At 67.9% G+C, this 17,338-nt stretch carries 14 protein-coding genes; 7 read left to right on the forward strand and 7 right to left on the reverse strand.

The window, feature by feature from the left end; genetic code table 11:
- The first annotated feature begins 37 nt into the window (after positions 1–37).
- The 3 genes from IEY86_RS22665 to IEY86_RS22675 are packed head-to-tail and all read left to right on the forward strand — an operon-like array spanning position 38 to position 3,498.
- Positions 38–1,405, forward strand: a complete 1,368-nt coding sequence (locus IEY86_RS22665) for a cytochrome P450 (RefSeq protein WP_189133646.1) — start codon at positions 38–40, stop codon at positions 1,403–1,405.
- A gap of 9 nt (positions 1,406–1,414) precedes the next feature.
- Positions 1,415–2,542, forward strand: coding sequence for a hypothetical protein (locus IEY86_RS22670; protein ID WP_189133647.1), 1,128 nt, complete (start codon positions 1,415–1,417; stop codon positions 2,540–2,542).
- Entirely contained in the window at positions 2,539–3,498 is a 960-nt protein-coding gene (locus IEY86_RS22675; RefSeq protein ID WP_189133648.1) for a terpene synthase family protein, read from the forward strand. The genes IEY86_RS22670 and IEY86_RS22675 overlap by 4 nt, the downstream gene beginning before the upstream one ends.
- A gap of 134 nt (positions 3,499–3,632) precedes the next feature.
- Here IEY86_RS22675 and IEY86_RS22680 read toward each other — a convergent pair whose 3' ends face one another.
- The gene (locus IEY86_RS22680; protein ID WP_189133649.1) at positions 3,633–4,019 is read right to left on the reverse strand and encodes a hypothetical protein; all 387 of its coding nucleotides are present in this window, start codon (positions 4,017–4,019) and stop codon (positions 3,633–3,635) included.
- Between the two features lie 489 nt (positions 4,020–4,508).
- On the opposite strand from IEY86_RS22680, the gene IEY86_RS22685 reads away from it, so the two are divergent.
- Positions 4,509–4,898, forward strand: a complete 390-nt coding sequence (locus IEY86_RS22685; protein ID WP_189133650.1) for a hypothetical protein — start codon at positions 4,509–4,511, stop codon at positions 4,896–4,898.
- Positions 4,899–5,256: 358 nt separating this feature from the next.
- Here the strand turns inward: IEY86_RS22685 and IEY86_RS22690 are convergent, their stop codons facing one another.
- Positions 5,257–7,920, reverse strand: a complete 2,664-nt coding sequence (locus IEY86_RS22690) for a helix-turn-helix transcriptional regulator (RefSeq protein ID WP_189133651.1) — start codon at positions 7,918–7,920, stop codon at positions 5,257–5,259.
- A gap of 135 nt (positions 7,921–8,055) precedes the next feature.
- Between IEY86_RS22690 and IEY86_RS22695 the strand changes: the two genes are divergently transcribed.
- From IEY86_RS22695 to IEY86_RS22705, 3 genes are all read left to right on the forward strand, one after another.
- Positions 8,056–9,348, forward strand: coding sequence for an MFS transporter (locus tag IEY86_RS22695; protein WP_189133652.1), 1,293 nt, complete (start codon positions 8,056–8,058; stop codon positions 9,346–9,348).
- Positions 9,345–10,688: a carotenoid oxygenase family protein gene (locus IEY86_RS22700; RefSeq protein WP_308425162.1), complete on the forward strand. Its 1,344-nt coding sequence runs from the start codon at positions 9,345–9,347 to the stop codon at positions 10,686–10,688. The genes IEY86_RS22695 and IEY86_RS22700 overlap by 4 nt, the downstream gene beginning before the upstream one ends.
- A 99-nt stretch (positions 10,689–10,787) precedes the next feature.
- A complete protein-coding gene (locus IEY86_RS22705; protein WP_189133653.1) occupies positions 10,788–11,228 on the forward strand; it encodes an SRPBCC family protein in 441 nt (146 codons plus the stop codon).
- A gap of 343 nt (positions 11,229–11,571) precedes the next feature.
- On the opposite strand, the gene IEY86_RS22710 is transcribed toward IEY86_RS22705, so the two are convergent.
- The 5 genes from IEY86_RS22710 to IEY86_RS22730 all read right to left on the reverse strand — a co-directional run bounded on the left by IEY86_RS22710 (position 11,572) and on the right by IEY86_RS22730 (position 16,687).
- A complete protein-coding gene (locus IEY86_RS22710) occupies positions 11,572–12,924 on the reverse strand; it encodes an LLM class flavin-dependent oxidoreductase (protein WP_265805266.1) in 1,353 nt (450 codons plus the stop codon).
- Positions 12,925–13,061: 137 nt separating this feature from the next.
- Positions 13,062–14,120, reverse strand: a complete 1,059-nt coding sequence (locus IEY86_RS22715) for an aliphatic sulfonate ABC transporter substrate-binding protein (RefSeq protein ID WP_189133654.1) — start codon at positions 14,118–14,120, stop codon at positions 13,062–13,064.
- 55 nt (positions 14,121–14,175) lie between these two features.
- Positions 14,176–14,907, reverse strand: a complete 732-nt coding sequence (locus tag IEY86_RS22720; protein ID WP_189133655.1) for an ABC transporter ATP-binding protein — start codon at positions 14,905–14,907, stop codon at positions 14,176–14,178.
- Positions 14,904–15,794, reverse strand: coding sequence for an ABC transporter permease (locus tag IEY86_RS22725; protein ID WP_189133656.1), 891 nt, complete (start codon positions 15,792–15,794; stop codon positions 14,904–14,906). Before IEY86_RS22725 ends, IEY86_RS22720 begins: the two co-directional genes overlap by 4 nt.
- Positions 15,791–16,687 carry a TauD/TfdA dioxygenase family protein gene (locus tag IEY86_RS22730; RefSeq protein ID WP_189133657.1) on the reverse strand — a complete coding sequence of 299 codons (897 nt, stop codon included), beginning with the start codon at positions 16,685–16,687 and terminating at the stop codon, positions 15,791–15,793. The genes IEY86_RS22725 and IEY86_RS22730 overlap by 4 nt, the downstream gene beginning before the upstream one ends.
- Between the last annotated feature and the right edge of the window lie 651 nt (positions 16,688–17,338).

The following is a 17,338-nucleotide window of genomic DNA, read 5'->3' on the forward strand; positions in this document are numbered from 1 at the left end:
GCCCGGCAACACGGCACTCCACACCAAAGGACGCGTCATGATCGATCCGCCCTCGATTCCGACCGCCCCGGGTTCACGGCCTCTGCTCGGCCACGGTGGCGCGCTGTTGCGAGATCCGCTCCGCTTTCTGTCCTCCTTGCCCGAAATCGGTGACCTGGTCAGAGTGAATGTCGGCCCCTTCGAATGGATCGCAGTCTGCGACCCCGACCTCATGCTGCACGTCTTCCGGGACGACCGCACTTTCGACAAAGGAGGGCTGCTCTTTGACCGCATCAAGGAAGTGACCGGCCCCCGAGCGCTTGCTGTCATGGAGCACGCCGACCACCGGACGCGTCGGCGAATTGTCCAACCAGCCTTTCATCCGTCCCAGTTCACTGCCTATTCCCAGGTGATTACCCAGCAGGTGTCGGCGGTGATGGACTCGTGGCGTGATGGACAGTATCTCGACCTATTTTCCGAGATGAAACTGATCACTGCCCGCGCAGGACTCCTGACGATGTTTTCCTATATGCAGCCGGACCTTGTATTGAGCCAAGCGCTGGACGACACAATAGTGGTCATGGACAGTCTGTTCAGGCGTACGGTTGCTCCTACCCTTCTCAATAATATGCCCCTGCCTGCCAATATTCGCTACAATCGCGCCAACCAGCGAATCCGAGACCTGGTCGATCGAATTATTCATGAATACCGCTCGCACGGGGTGAATTGCGGTGACCTGATGTCCGTTCTGTTGAACCTGGGCGACGCGGATTCGTCGGCGCCTGGTGCCGACGAAGGAATTTCCAATGCGGACATCTACGACGAGGTCACCGTCTTCTTTCTGGCTGTCATGGAGACCACCGCGGCCCTTCTGTCCTGGACATTGACAGAAGTAGCCCAACGACGACACATCCACGAACGTTTGCGCCAGGAAGTGGACGACGTGCTGGCTGGAAAGCCGCCGGAACTCAAAGATCTCCCCGACCTGAAATTCACTGTGCAGACTCTGCAGGAGAGCCTGCGGCTGCATCCACCGGTCTGGATGCTCACCCGCAACGTGACTGCGGATACCGAGCTGCTCGGCAGGAAGATCGCAGCCGGCAGCACCATCATGCTGAGTCCCTACATCCTGCATCAACGGGCCGACATCTTTCCCGATCCAGGACGCTTCAACCCCGACCGGTGGCTGAAGGAAAGCGTGACGAAGCGACCACGCAATGCCCTGCTTCCGTTCGGACATGGCGCCCGCAAATGCATCGGGGACGTCTTCGGCATGACCGAGGCGGCACTCGTGCTGGCCTCCATCATCTCGGGCTGGGACCTGGTACCCCATCCCACGCACAGAGGGCGGGCATCGATCTCATTCGTGCTGAGTCCGCGCAGGTCACTTGTCCGCATCACGGCCCGTCGAACCCATGGGCGGTGACAGCGCGTCATGTCGGTCAACTCAAAGATTGCCGAGCGGTCGCTCCATCGAGCCCGCGGCTTCCTAGAATATTCCACGGACCGCGACAGCGAGTCATTGTTGACACAATTGTCATTCGATCGCCGCTTCAAGGATACTTTCGCTCGGGCGGACGCACGGACAGCCATCCGGCAGCGCACGGCCACTGAAGTTGGATTCGACTTCGGCGTTGAGGCTTTTTCGTCGATGATCGGGCTCATGCTTTCAGCCTGCCCCGACACAGTCGTGCCGCCGCCACTGATAAAACGTTTCGTCCAGCAGGTCGAGAGCTGTCGACGAAAGGGGAGGTACAGCTTCTTCGTGGACGTGCCGGAGTTCGCAGCCGACACAGACTGCACCGCCATGGCGGCCGGGGCCCTTTACGAACACGGCCTGATATCGGTTGCGGAACTCGCAAGCAGCTCGGAAGCCCTCCTTCGAGCGAGCGCCTCGGACCCTTGCTCGCTGAGGAACACGCGTCCGAGCAAGGGAGAAGTCCATCCTCATGTTCTCCTGGTTTATTGGGAGGACACCGACCGGAGAGTTCTCCCCCGGGCCAGGAGGCATGACGCGGTGGCGTGCGCCAACGCACTGTACACCCTCTCTCTCCTGGAGGCCCCGTCCACCCCCGTAGAATCCGAGGTGATGGACGCAACGATTCGATATGTCAGCCATCACCTCAATTCGCGCAGATACCTTTCCGGAACCAGGTACTATCCCTCACCCGAGGCATTTCTGTATGCCGCCTCCAGGCTCTGCGCAAGATTTGGTAGATTTTCCGAACTGTTTACCTCAGCCCTTCGACGGGAAATCTCCGCAGCACCGGGAAGGCTGACGGAAGACCCGTTGAACCTGGCATTGTCAATCATTTCTGCGAGTAACGTGGGCATGATGGCCGGGCAAGCGCAGCGCAGGGAGCGTCTTGCCCGCCTTCAGCGGAACGACGGCTCGTGGCCTGCTGCCCCGTATTACCGGATGGGTCGTTTCCAGGTCTACTTCGGCTCTCCGCTGATTACCACTCTGTTTGCTGCCCGAGCAATGCAGGCGGACTGCGCGGGCCATCTCGCCACCGACCCATTGCGGAAGAAGGGCGATACGGAGTCTTGTCCCGCCATATGAATGACCACCTCGCTGCCTACGAGCCGCGGCTGGTCGATGAACTCCACGCCGAGGTGTTTCACAACTTGGCGCGGTGGTCGCTGGCATCCTGCACATGTGGTACTTCTCCCGAACGCCATGTCGAGCAGTCGTACATTGCCGCCACTTTCTGTGCCTTCTGTTTGCCGCCGCACGCGTCACTTCGCGAAGCCCTGATAGCCGCCAAATGCTGCCTGTTGTTCTTCCTCGTCGATGACGGCAGCACCCGCCTCCTGTCCGGGTTCGTGGATTTCCTTGAAGCGGACACCAAGCAGGCGAACAGCGAGCCGGCGCAGTGTCTCGTCGCTCTGCTGGACGAGATGACCGCACATGACTGTGGCACCGAGGACCTCAAGTCGAACATCCATGAATGGGCAGTCAGCATGGCTGCCGAGCAGGATCTGGTCCACGACTCGGTGGCATACGAAGACCACTACACCTTGCGGAAGCACACGATCTTTGTGTCGTGCCTCGTCTCCTGCTGGATCTCGCTGCTTGGAATTGACCTTTCGAGTCGGCACTCATCCGTATGTGATGGACTGGTCGACCTCGCAATTCGCATGGTCATTCTGGCGAACGATCTGGGCTCGATCAACACCGACTCGACCAACATCCACTCGGCCAACACCGGCCGGGCAACTCCTGGTCACAACGGGACCCTGGTCGACATCAATTCCGTTCTGTTGCGAAGCAGCTCTTCGAGGTCGTACGACCAGGCAGTTCTCGAAGCAATTTCCCAATACAATTCCTACGTGATCGAATTCCGCAAAAGAGCGCGCCTCCTCTTGAACCCCTCAGCGCCGCCCGATTCGCAGATGGAAAAGTTCTTGCCAGTGGTGCGAAATATCGTCAATGGAAACCTCGCGGGTACTCGCCATCTTGTCGCGGAGCGCTACGAGGGTTCTTCGAGACAGTTGAGTAGGCTGCATTTGATCTGAACTTCTCTGATTTCAAAACGATGATCGCGTCCGTCGTGGGGTGCGCCGTGTGCGAGATCGTCAACGGACTGCGTCCTGCCCGCAATTTCTTGCAGGCAGGACGGAATCCAAAATGAGGAGCCGACCGGACCCGATCATCCGACCGCCGGCGTCTCCATGGTCTGGCCCGTCTCGATGTTGATCAGCACACCCCAGCAGCTCCCCTGGTTGCCGACAGCAAATGTGAAGCTCCGCCACGTCTTGCTCCACTGTGTGAACGCACCATCGTCACCGAACCACCGGCCGTTCGCGCAGTCGAGGTTGAAGTCGAGCCTGTTGACTTGATGGATCGGATTCGCGGCTTTGTAGTAAGAGATGTCGTACCCGCGGGGATCCAGTTTGATGCAGAGTTCGCCCCAGCCCTGCTTGCTGACGCAGATACCTCTGTCGTCCGGCGTTGCGGCCGCTGCAGGAAGCGCGGTAGGCGTTGCTATCAACAGCGCACCTCCCAGGGCGATTCCTGCACGGGACAATGCCTGCATACTTGATCACTCCTCACTGCTCGACGCCCGGCCGAAGGTTTGGTCTCCGTGGGCCGAGTGTGGATGAATGCGTTGCCCACTCGACAGTGCGGGCGAGTATCCACAAGTGTTCATGACAGAAGGAGGTGCAATTCCGGTCCCCACCGGCGACCGTTGAACAGGCTTCCGCGAGGAACGACGCCCGGCGCACCTCGGTGGCGCTGCAGCCGTTGACGTCGACACACCTGCCGGAGCTGACTCCTTGACTGCCCCGCGTGTGAGGACGGCAGAACACCCTCGGAGGCGGGTTCCCCGCCCGAGAACGGACGAAGGCGCGTTCCGTCGGGGTCTCAGCCAGGGACCTTCAACATCCATTGGCTGGTGTCCGCCCCCAAGGGATCAGCCTCATTGATCAGTTGCGGGCATGGATCGTGCCGGTGATCCGAGCAGCCACACCACATAGCTTCATCCGGGTCGGACCATCAATCCACAAGTGAAGTGGGAGCCTCAATGGCAAGCCTCAAGCGGGTACTCGCCACCCTGACCGCAAGCCTCGGCCTGGCCGCGGCGTCGTTGTCCCTCGCGTCCCCCGCCCACGCCGACACCTGGCACTGCAACAAGAACGCGGGCCCCGGGGGACGTTCGCACGTGTGCATCCGGTCCGTTCCGGACGGCTATGACGCCCAGGTGTGGGTGACCTCGGAAATGAGTGGGCACACGGTGGACTTCACCCTGACCTGCGCGAACGGCCATTGGTTTGGCGATGCCGGATCCTTCCCCGTTATTGCATTCAAGGAATACTCCTACGTCTTCCAGGTGGGGAGCCAAGGGGCGTGCCAGGTCCTGCTCTACGACTCCACCCTTGGTCAGACATGGGCCTCACCGTGGATCTCCCGCTGACACCGTCGGTCGTGTATCGACGGATGCCCCACGTCGCTCACCGGGGGCACCGCGGGGGTGCACTGCGGTTGCAGGTGCAGTGGCGGGGTTCATGTCGGTGTTCGTCATGGCACTCCGCCTCGTCACGAGAGCACCGCCCTCGCGCCGGCGAAGCCCGCCCACGCCGGGTGCTGCGGCACGCGGACACGGAGGTGGAGGTGGCCGGGGTCCGGCTGTCCGTCACCCTCCGGCCGGTGGACGACCGCGAGATCGTCCAGCGCGTCTCCGGTGCCTACCGAACCGGGCCAAGCACGGGCTGAGCCGGCCCGGCCCCGTGGAGTCGATGAACGGGCACGATGCCGCGGCCACCACCATGCGGCTAGCGAATGTCGGGCAGGTCTCGCAGTTGCCTGCGTGAGGTGAGCCCGAGCTTGCGGAAGATGTTGCGCAGGTGCGCGTCGACCGTCCGCGGGCTGAGGAACAGCTTCGCCGCCACCTCCTTGGAGGTGGCGGCGTCGGCGACCAGGCGTGCGATGTGCACCTCCTGCATCGTCAGCTGGTCCGATGCCTTCGACGTGCGGCTGCGGGCCTGCTCACCCGTGGCGCGCAACTCGCCGGCGGCGCGCTCGGCGAACGCCTCCACACCGAGGTCGGACAGCGACTCGTGCGCCGACCGCAGCGCGGACCGGGCGTCACGCCGTCGGCCCTGGCGGCGCAGCCACTCCCCGTACAGCAGTTGCGCCCGGGCGCGGTAGACGACCAGTGCGCTGTCGTCGAGCAGGCCGATCGCCTCCTGGTAGGCGGACTCGTCCTCGGTCACCAGGGCCCGCGCACAGGCCTCGACGCCGAGCCCCCACGCCTGCCGGCCCGCACGCGTGCGCTCTTGGAGGGACGCGAGGGCCGCGGCGGCGACCTCGGTCTCGCCGCACCGCATGGCCGCCTCGACCAGCTCGGGCAGGGCAAGGCCCGCTGTGCCGACGGCGCCGTACTCGACCGCCTGCTTCGCCGCCTTCAGCGCGGCCGGGTAGTCGGCCAGGCCGTTGCTGAGCACGGCCGTCGCCCACTGCACGCTGAGGCTCATCCGGTGGTCCACCGACGCGAACAGTTCGACGGCATCCTTGCGCCGCCCGCGCATCGCGGCCAGGTGGAGGCGCGGGTAGACCAGCGGTGCCGCGCCGGTGGCGTCGGCGATCGCCTCCTCCTCGGAGATCAGCTCCATCGCGGCACCGAAGTCGCCCGTGTGCACGGTCGCGGTGGCCTGCATGGCCAGTCCGATGGGCAGCGCGTGGAAGGAGCCCGACTCGCGGCCTGCCGCGACGGCACGGGTGGCGATGCCGTACAGGGCGTCGAAGTTCCACAGCTCGGTGGCCACCATGAAGCCCAGTGACGGCCGCCTGGCCCACACCTCGTCGTCGGCGTCGCCGACGACCGGCCCGAGGATCTCCCCCGCCGCCGGATGCCCGTCGGCGACCAGGCTGATCAGGCCGGTCAGGACCGCCGCCGCGCCGGATCCCGGCTCGCCCGACGGCGGGGCCTTCCTGACGGCCTCCACCACGTGGTCGAGGCCGCCGAGCAGAAGGCCCATCTCGATGGCGTCCAGAAAGCACTCCCGTGACCAGGCGGGGTCGGTGGCCGCCAACCGGGCGGCGGCACGCAGGAGGTACGCCGTGGGGCCTTCGTCGCCCCGGCGGCGGGCGAACGACAGCCTGCCGCGGAGCAGGTCGGCCCTGGCGGCCTGGCTCGGATCGTCGGTCCGGACGGTGGTGAGCAGGTCGGCCGCCGTGTCGAAGTCGCCCACCGAGAGCTTGGCCTGGACCGCGGCGAGGACCCGCTCGGCGCGTCGGACCGGGCTGACCGTGAGCGCGGCCGAGCGTTCGAGGAAGGCCGCCGCCGCCGCGACTCCGCCGCGTTCCCGGGCGCGGGCGGCGGAGGCTTCGAGCTCTGCGGCGACCTGCTCGTCCGGGCCGGCACTGGCCTGGGCGCGATGCCAGGCCCGCCGGTCGGGGTCGGCGACCGGGTCGGTCACGGCGGCCAGCGCCTCGTGCGCCCTGCGCCGCTCCTCCGGCGCCGCGGCGCGGTAGGCGGCCGAGCGGGCGAGGGGGTGGCTGAATCGGATCCGGGTGCCGAACTCGACCAGCGGGACGGACTGCGCGGCGGCAGCCGCGTCGATGCCCAGGAGTTCGGCCGCACGCCACAGCAGACCGGGGTCGCCGATCGGGTCGGCGGCGGCGACGGTCACCAGCAGCCGGGCCGCCGTCGGCAGGAGCTCCAGCCGGGACCGGAAGCTCTGCTCGATCACGCCGGGTACCGAGTCGGGCTGGGCGAATCCGCCCGCCATCCCGGCGAGTCCGGCGGTCCTGGGAAGCTCCACCAGCGCGAGGGGGTTGCCGCGCGCCTCGGCCAGGATGCGGTCGCGCACCCGCTCGTCCAACGGGGCGCCGATCGCCGCGGCCAGCAGAGCGCGGGCATCCGGTTCGCCAAGGCCCTGAAGCGAATGGCCGGGCAGCTCGTCGAGCTCGGGCAGGCGGCTCGGCTCGCGCGCCGCGAACACGAGGGCGATCGACTCGGCCGAGACCCGGCGGGCCAGGAAGGCCAGCGCCTTGGCCGACGCCTGGTCCAGCCACTGTGCGTCGTCGACGACGCACAGGAGCGGGCGTTCCCGCACGCTCTCCACCAGGAGGCCCAGCGACGCGACGCCGACCAGGAACGGATCGGGTGTGCCGGTGTCGAGGCCGAAAGCGATCTCCAGCGCCTTGCGGTGCGGCGCGGGCAACGCCATCAGCCGACCGGTGGCGGGCGCGAGCAACTGGTGCAGCGCGGCGAACGGCAGCTCCATCTCGAACTCCGCGCCGGACGCCCGCATGACGAGGAATCCGGTCGCGGCCTCGTCCAGATGCCGCAGCAGCGCGCTCTTGCCGATGCCCGGCTCACCGCGCAGGACCAGGGCGCCTCCCCGGCCCTCCCGTGCGCCTCGGAGCACGGCGTCGAGCCGGCGTATCTCGTCCTGACGACCGATCAGCACATCCGTGTGTGTCTCGGGCATGTCCGACAACCTATGCCGTCGTGCGCCGCAGAGGAATCCGGGAACGGCCCCGGTCGCCCAAGGGTCTCCCGCAGGCAGTCGTATAGGCGATGACTACCGACGCGAGCGGCGGACGCCCGCTGCGAGTGTCGAGCCATGACCCGCACCGCACCGCAACGGACCACCACCGGCTGGATACCGCTGGCGGTTTTGGCCACGGCCCAGTTCCTGGTCGTGCTGAGCACTTCGATCGTGAACGTCGCCCTGCCCCGGATCCGGGCCGGGCTCGATCTGTCGGACACGGGCCAGGCGTGGACGGTCAACGCCTACGTACTGGTCTTCGGCGCGCTGCTGCTGCCGGGCGGGCGCGCAGGCGACGTATACGGCCTTCGCCGCGTTTTTATGCTCGGCATCGGCCTGTTCGCCCTCTCCACTCTGGGCGCGGCTCTGGCGCCCACGGCGATCGTGCTGATCGCCTGCAGGGCAGCGCAGGGAATCGGCGCCGCGCTGCTGGCGCCCACGGCGCTGGCCCTCGTGCTGACGCTCTATCCCGACAGGGAGCGGCGTGGTACCGCGCTCGGAGTGTGGGGCGCGGTCTCCGGTGCCGGCGGGGCGGCGGGCGTGCTGTTGAGCGGGTTGCTCACCAGCCTGTACGGCTGGCGCGCGGTGTTCGTCGTGATGGCGCCCCTCGCCCTGGCCGTCCTGGTGGCCACCCGGCTGCTGGTCGGGGCCGACCGGCCACGCGGCGGAAGCCTGGACGCGCCGAGCGCGGTGACGGTGACGGCGGGGCTGGTCGCGCTCACCTACGGCCTGTCAGGCGGCCTGTCAGGCCCGTGGCCGCTCGCCGTGATCGGTCTGGCGCTGCTCGGCCTGTTCGCGGTGCTCCAGCGCCGCACCGCCGACCCGCTGCTGCCGGCGCGCATGAGCGTGGTGGCGGTGCCCAACGTGCTGATGTCCCTGCTGGGCGCGGTCTGGCTCGGCCTGTTCTACTTCCTGCCCCTCTACCAGCAGCGCACCCTCGGCTACACGCCCTTGGAGGCCGGGCTGACCCAGCTTCCCCTCGCCCTCGTGATCACCCTCTCGTCGTGGGTCACCGGCAGGGTCTCCGGCCGCCATGTGCTCCCCGTGGGCCTGCTGGTCCTCGCGGCCGGACTGGCCTGGCTGTCCCGAACCCCGGCCGACGGCACCTTCCCCGTGGACCTGCTCGGCCCGACGCTCCTCATCGGCCTCGGGCTGGGGGTGGCCTTCGTCCGGCTCACCGCGATGTCCTCCACGGGCGTCCCGGCCGCCGACAGCGGCCTGGCCGGCGGGCTGGTCAACGCCACCCGGCAGATCGGCGGAGCCATCGGCCTGTCCTTCCTGACCCTGCTCCCCTCCTCCGGCGCGGCCTTCCTGGCCTGCTCCGCCGTGACCCTGCTCATCTCGGCTCTCTCGACGCGAAAGGCATGACCATGACCCTGGACAAGCCGTACATCAGCGACCATTTCACCCCCGTCACCGACGAGATCACCGGCCGCGAGCTGAAGGTGCGCGGCACCCTCCCGCCCGAGCTGAACGGCCGCTACTTCCGCAACGGCCACAACCCCAAGCCGGGCATCACCCCCACCCACTGGTTCCGCGGCGAGGGCATGATCCACGGCGTCCGCCTCACGGGCGGCCGGGCCGAGTGGTACCGCAACCGCTGGGTGCGCACCCCCTTCCTGGAGGGCGTGCCGTTCACCGGAACCGAGCTCGAAGTCAGCGCCGCCGCCACCAACATCATCTTCCACGGGGGCCGCTACCTGGCCCTGCAGGAGGCCAACCTGCCCTGGGAGGTCAGCGCCGACCTCGACACGATCGGCGTCCACGACTTCGGCGGCAAACTCACCAGCGCGATGACCGCCCACCCCAAAGAGGACCCGCAGACCGGCGAGCTGCACTTCTTCGGCTACAGCCCTTTCCCGCCGTACCTGACCTACTACGTGGCCGACGCCTCCGGCGGCATCGTCGAGTCGGAGGTCGTCGACGGCTGCGGCCCGTCGCTCATGCACGACTTCGCCATCACCCGCGAGCACGTCGTCTTCATCAACTCGCCGGTGGTCTTCGACCACGCCGAGCACTCCGGCATCCCCTACCGCTGGCACGACGACGTCCCGCTGCGCATCGGCGTGATGCCGCGCGCCGGGGGCAGGACCACCTGGTTCGAGGTGGCCGACCAGGCGGCGCTGTTGCACGTCGCCAACGCCTTCACCGACGCGCAGGGCCGGATCGTCCTCGAAGCACCGCGCTTCGACCGTTCCGCCTGGGAGAACTCGTGGAAGTGGTGGGTCGGCGCTCCCGGCTACGGCACCAGCCCCGACGCCGGCTCGACCTTCCACCGGTGGATCATGGACCCGGCCACGGGCAAGGTCACCACTGAGTCCCTCAACGACCTGGCCACCGAGTTCCCGTCGATCAACGACGCCCACACAGGTTCGGCCCACCGCTACAGCTATGCCATCGCCTTCCCCGGCGCGGGCCTGTCGGGCTACCACACCGTCAAGTTCGACACGGGGACCGGCCAGGAGAAGCTGCTCGCGCACGGCGAGGGCCGGATGCCCGGCGAGGCCGTCTTCGCGCCCGCCGAGGGCGGGACCGCCGAGGACGACGGCTACCTGCTCACCATCGTCAGCGACCTCAAGGCCGACGCCTCGGAGCTGCTCGTCCTGGACGCGAACGACCTGAGCACCGTGGCCGCCGTGGAACTCCCCCGCAGGGTGCCCGCCGGAATCCACGGCCACTGGATCCCCGACTCCGAACTGCCCGGCTGAACCGACCCAGCCAGAACTGCCCGCCTGAACCCACCCCAGCCGCCCGGGCCGCCGTTGACTGCCCCACGGCGGCCCGGGCCCCGACCCCGAGGAACCACCATGGCCCACCCCACGACCATCGACGAGAACGCCCCCGTCGCCGCCGACCGCACCATCCGGATCGCCGCCCCTCTCGAGCGGGTCTGGCGACTGCACACCGGGATCGGCTCCTGGCCCGGCTGGCAGCCCGCCATCACGCAGGCCCGGCTCGACGGCCCCATTGCCCCAGGCACCACCTTCCACTGGGTGACCGCGGGCCTGTCCATCGACTCCACCATCTACGCGGTCGACGCCCCGCACCGCATCCTGTGGGGCGGTCCCGCGCACGGCATCACCGGCGTGCACGAATGGACCTTCACCGAGGACGGCGACGGCGTCGTGGTCCGCACCCGGGAGTCCTGGGCGGGCGCGCCGGTCGACGCCGACCGGGACAACCTCGCCGCCGCACTGGACGACTCGCTCAGCAGCTGGCTCGACGCCCTGAAGAAGGCGGCGCAGTAGTGGCCGAGCCTCTCTTCCTCACCGTTCTGGTACTGGCCTTCGTGCCGGCGATCACCGGCGGCCTGCTGGGCCGCCGGTCCGGCCGCCGCCAGGCACAGCCCGCACCACGGCAGGGGCGAGGCACGGCGAAGTCCGCTCGTCCGGTACGTCCACCGCCGCAGTGGTCGCCGCCCGGCCGGCGGTCGCGGACCTGCCGCCGGCGACCAGCCGGTGGCAGCTGGTCACCCCCCGCTTCCTGCTCGGCCTGCCAGTCGCGGTGCTGCCGCTGGTGTGGGCGCCGGCGCGGCCCGGCGAGCGTCGGCGGTCTCCCGCCGCCCGGCAGGGGGCGGGAGCGCCGAACGCGTCAAACGCCGGACACCTGGGGCCGTGCCGGGTGGAACTGGTTGGGCGGTACCGGCAGCCCGTAGTGTTCACGGAGGGTCGTGCCTTCATACTCCTCGCGGAACAAGCCCTTCCCGCGCAGGATCGGCAGCACGTGCTCGATGAAGGTCTCCAGGCCCGACGGCAGGGCCGGCGCCATGATGTTGAATCCGTCCGCGGCACCGCCCTCGAACCACGCGGTGATCGTGTCCGCCACTTGGTCCGGCGTACCGATGAACTCGAAGTGACCGCGGCCGCCCCCCAGCCGCGAGATGATCTGCCGGACCGTCAGCTTCTCGCGGACCGCGAGCTCGATGATCAGGTCGGAACGGCTCTGCGACCCCTCCAGCTTCGGCTGCGCAAGGATGAAGTCCGGCAGCGGCTCGTCGAGTTCGAAGGCCGACGGCTCCGTTTCGAACACCGCGGCGAGCTGGCGCAGCCCGTACTCCGGCACGCGCAGGTCGTCGAACTCCTTCGCCAGCGCTTGGGCCTCCTGCTCGGTCGACGCGATGTACGGGACGATGCCCGGTAGGACGATCACGCCGTCCGGGTCGCGGCCCGCGGCCTTGGTCCGTGCCTTGATGTCGCCGTAGAAGTCGGCCGCGCGCTCGTACGTCCGGTGAGCGGTGAAGATCGCCTCGGCGTGCAGCGCCGCGAAGTCCTTGCCGTCCTCGGAGGAGCCGGCCTGGACCAGCAGCGGGTGCCCCTGGGGCGGACGCTCGACGTTGAGCGGGCCGGCCACCTTGAAGTACCGGCCCTGGTGGCCCAGTCTGTGGAGCCGCGCGGGGTCGGCGTAGCGCCCCGTGGTCCTGTCCGCGACGACGGCTTCGGCCTCCCAGCTGTCCCACAGCGCCTTGGCGACCCGCAGGAACTCGTCGGCGCGGGCATAGCGCTGGGCGTGGTCGGGACGGTTGTCGAGGCCGAAGTTGGCCGCCTCGTCGGCCCCTGCGGAGGTGACGATGTTCCAGCCGGCGCGGCCGCCGCTGACGTGGTCCACCGACGCCAGCCGACGGGCGAGGTTGTACGGCTCGTTGTACGTGGACGACACGGTCGCGATCAGTCCGATCCTGCTGGTCGCCTGGGACAGGGCGGTCAGCAGTGTCAGGGGCTCCAGTTGGCCCGGCGGCCGGAACTCGCCGGTGCCGGTGATCGCCGGGCCGTCCGCGAGGAACAGCGAGTCGAACTTTGCGCTCTCGGCCAGCTGAGCCAGCCCGATCCAGTGGTTCAGGTCGAAGTCCGCCCGTGGATTGCTGTGCGGGAGCCGCCACGATGCCTCGTGGTGGCCGGCCTCCATGAGGAAGGCGTTGAGGTGGAGCCGGCGCCGTCTCGCGCTCACGAGGCTCTCCTTTCCGTTCCGAGGGGTCCGTGCTGAGAGATCTGTGCTGAGGGGTCCGTGCTGAGGGGTCCGTGCTGAGGGGTCCGTGCTGAGGGGTACGAGGAGTCCATTCCGCGGGGTGAGGGGGACGGCTTGGCTCAGTCGACCTTCAGCTTCGAGCTGTCGTAGCCCGCCGGGAGGATGTTGTCGGTGATCGACGAGACGTCGACCTTCTTGGTGATCTGGCCCGCCTCCAAGAAGGCGTCGGCGAGCTTCTGCTCCGCCTCGATGTCCGCCTTTTCCACCGGAGTGACCCGGGTCTCGAAGGCGGCCAGGGACGTCTTGGCGTCGGACAGGGAGATGCCCTCCTCCTGGGAGAGGGCCAGCGCGTATTTGTCAGGGTGCTTGACCCCCCAGGCGAACTCGTACGACAGCCTCTTCAGGACATCCGTGAGAGCCGCCCGTTTCGTCGGGTCCTTGAGCGACTTGTCGCTGGCGACGTAGTAGCTGCTCGTCTGGTCGATCGGCGGCAGACCCTTCGCCAGGATCCGCGCGCCGTTCTTGACCGCGATCGCCGACTGCGGGTTCCAGATCGCCCAGGCGTCCACCTTGCCGGTGTTGAACGCCGTGGCGCCGGCCGCCGGGTCGAGGAAGACCAGGTGCACGTCCTTCGGGGACAGGCCCACGCTCTTGAGGGCGTTCAGGGCGAGACCGTGGGCGGAACTGCCCTGCGGAACGGCGATCTTCCTACCCTTGAGATCCGCGAGCTTCCGGAGCTTCGAGCCCTTCGGAACGATGATGTTCTCCACCGCCTGGGTGGGCCTGAGCGAGCGGTTCACGGCGACGACCTTGAAGCCGTACTCCTTCGCGGCACCGGTGATGGGCGGTACGTCGCCGACACTTCCCAGGTCTATGTCGCCCGACGCGGCGGCCTGCACGAGCGGCGGCCCGTAGGTGAACCTGGCGAACTTCACCTTGTAGGGCGCGTTGTCGAACACGCCGGTGATCTTGGCCAGGGCCTGGCTGCCGTCACCGCCGTTGTCACCGATGGTGAAGGTGTACTTGCTCCACTCGGGATGCTTGGCGGCGCTCGATCCGCTGGGGTTGCTCAGGGGCGCGGCCTGCGACGTCGATCCGCACGCGACGAGGGTGCTCGCCACGGCGAGCAGGCCGACGGCGCCGACGAGCCCGGAGGTTCTGGAGGTGGTGTTGCGCATGGTTGTCGTACTTTCTGTGCTGTGGTGGGAGCAGGTGGTGGGCAGATGTGGGAAATCAGTGCTGGTGGGCGAGACCGAGGTCTTCCAGGAGCGTGGAGCGCAGTTCCTCACGCGCGACGCTCGCCTCGCGCTCCGCGGCCGACAGGCGGAGATGGTGCGATGCGCCGATGCGCCCGTCTCTCATGACGACGACGCGATCCGCCAACGCGATCGCTTCGTCCACGTCGTGTGTCACGAGGAGCATGGCCGCGTGGTGCTTGCTCCTCAGTGCGCGCACGAGGTCGTGCATGCGCAGCCGCGTGATCGCGTCGAGCGCCGCGAAGGGCTCGTCGAGCAGGACGAGTTCGGGCTCCGAGACCAATGCCCGTGCCAGCGACACCCGCTGGGCCTCTCCACCGGAGAGTTCCTTGGGCCATGCCCCCTCGCGGCCCGAGAGCCCGACCTCGGCGAGAACCTCACGGCCCCGCTTCTGCGCGTCCGGTCCGCGCAGGCCGAGCGTGACGTTGCGCAGGACCCTCTGCCACGGCAGCAGACGGTCGGCCTGGAACACGATCGCCCGCTTCGCCGGGACCTCCACCAGCCCCCCGTCGGGCCGGTCCAGTCCGGCGAGGAGCCTGAGGAGGGTGCTCTTGCCGCAGCCGGAGGGGCCCAGCAGGACCACCAGTTCCTCGTCGGCGATGGTCAGGTCCAGATGGTCGAGGACCACCCGGTCACCGAACCGGCGGACGACCTTGTCGACGACGGCCCCCGCCTGCCGGCGGTGCCGCGTCGCGACCGGCGCGCTCATGCCGCCTCGAAACTGGGGCGCCACCGCAGCAGCACCCGCTCGAGAACCCTGACGAACTGGTCGGCCAGCAGACCGAGGAGCGAGTAGATCACCAGCCCCACGAAGACCTGGTTGGTCTGGAGATAGGTCTGACCCTGAGTGATGAGGAAGCCGAGTCCCTTGTCGGCGTTGACCGTCTCGGCGGCCACGAGGCCCAGAATGCTGTACGCGAGAGAGAACCGGAGGCCGACCAGGAAGCCCGGCAGCGCTCCGGGCACCAGCACCCAGGTCACAAGGCGCCACGTGCCCGCCCCCGTCGTCCGCGTCATCTCGATGAGACGTTGGTCGACCCCCCGGATCGCGGCGAACAGATTGAGGTACATGGGCACGCCGGCACCGAACGAGATCAGGAGCACCTTCGTGAGCTCGTCGATGCCGAACCACACGATCATCAGCGGCAGCACCGCCAGGAGCGGGATGGTGTTGAGGACCTGCACGACGCCGTTGAACAGGTACTCACCGCTGCGCAGCAGCCCACCGAGCACCCCGGTGACGATGCCCGCTGTCAGGCCGATGGCCAGACCGATGGCGGCCCGTTGCAGCGAGATGGCCAGGTCCGGTCCGAGCACGCCCTGCTGCCACAGGTCCACGGTGGACTTGACGATGGAGGTCGGCGCCGGAGCGTAGGTCTTCGCGAGTACCCCGGCCACGGAAAGGATCTCCCAGGCGATGAGGACCGCGACTGGAGTCGTGTAGATCCCCAGCGGCCAGCGCAGGCGTTCGCGAAGCGTGCTGAACGGCGTCCTTGGGCGGGCATCGCGCGGCACGAAGACATGGCGTTCCCGCGTGCTCGTCCTGTCGGTACCCGGCCCGACGAGCGCCGGGGCCTCGAGGCGGACCTCGGTCATGTCGCCGGCTCCAGGACTTTGGTGTAGTGCGAGGCGTCACCGACCAGTTGTGCGCTGGGACGGCCGTCGACGCCGACGGGCACCTCTCCCGCGACCGTCACGCGGTTCAGGCGACGCGGGTGGGCGTCGTAGTTGTCCACCGCGTAGTGCTGGGTGATCCGGTTGTCGAAGATCAGCAGTTGGCCGGGCGACCAGGTCCAGCGAAGGATGTTCTCCGGACGGGTCACATACGACTGGAGGATGCGCAGCAGTTCGGCCGACTCGCTGCTCGAGAGACCGACGATCCGCCTGGCGAAACCACCGATGAACAGTCCGCGCTCGCCCGTCAGCGGGTGCACCCGCACGACGGGGTGCTCTGCCTCATAAGGCGTCGAGACGAAGACCCGGTCGTACTCCTTCTGCAGCGTCGTCGTGGAGGAAGGGCGTGCGTAGTCGTACTGGTTGGTGTGGACGACGCGCAGCGAGTCCGCGAGCGCGCGGAGCGGCTCGGGCAGGTCGCGGTACGCCGCGGCCGCGTTCGCGATGAGCGTCTCGCCGCCGTACGGCGTGGTCACGATGGACCGGAGCGTCGTGAGCTGCGGCGGGTTGACCACGAAGGTGACGTCTGTGTGCCACTCGTTGGCCTTGGACGTCTCGCTGTCGACGGCGAGAACGTTTGTCGTCCCGTCAGTAGCGGGCACGTTCGGGTGGGCGGTGGTGAGCTCGCCGAACCACCCGGCCACGCGCTCCTGACCGTCGTTGTCGAGGTTCACGCCGTCGAACACGATCGCCTTGTGCTTGTTGAGGGCATCGCGCAACGTCGTGATCGTCGATGGATCTGGCGGCGCCGTGAAGTCGACGCCTTCGACGACCGCGCCGATGCGGCCGGTGAGCTTGCGGATGGACGCAGGCATGAGGAAGTCCCCCTCGAGGAAGTGGGCGCACTGCCGGATGCTGAGAGTTGGAGAGTCGGAATGAAGGGTGGCCGGGGAGCCGAACGGCCGCGGAGCCAGTAGCCGGTCCGTCCCGATACGGAAGGCGGCCGACAACTACGCGAGAGGTGCCCGGACGCAGGTCAAGCCGAAGGGGACGGTCGGGCGACCGCACCGAGCCAAGATGTGCTGTCCCGTCAGACCAGACGGTACGTCACTTCGACCTGAAGCCGATCGACGGCGCCACGTCTTCGAGGACCGCCTCGGCCTTCTCCGACAGCCTCGTCGCCCTTGCGATCTCCGGGGCACCGCATATGCGTCTCCCCGCAGCCGGAGCGGAGAGACGAACAAGTGGGGCCAGGAAGGAAGCGGTCAGAAGGAGGGCAAGAGGGTCCCACGAGGAGGAACCGAATCATGGGCGGCTTCGCGCCGCCTCTGCCCGGTGGGCGCCTTCGATGCCCGCCGGCCGCTGCCGGGGACCACTTGTGGAATCAGCGACAACAAAACGCGCTGGAGACGTGCGCCAGATCGATGTGGCGCCGCCGGGTCAGGTCCACGCGCGGGTTCATGGAACGGGAGTTCAGCAGACTTCGGCCAGTTCGGTCAAGAAGTTCCGGACAGGTCTTGCATCGC

Source organism: Wenjunlia tyrosinilytica (genome assembly GCF_014646055.1).
GTDB lineage: Bacteria > Actinomycetota > Actinomycetes > Streptomycetales > Streptomycetaceae > Wenjunlia > Wenjunlia tyrosinilytica.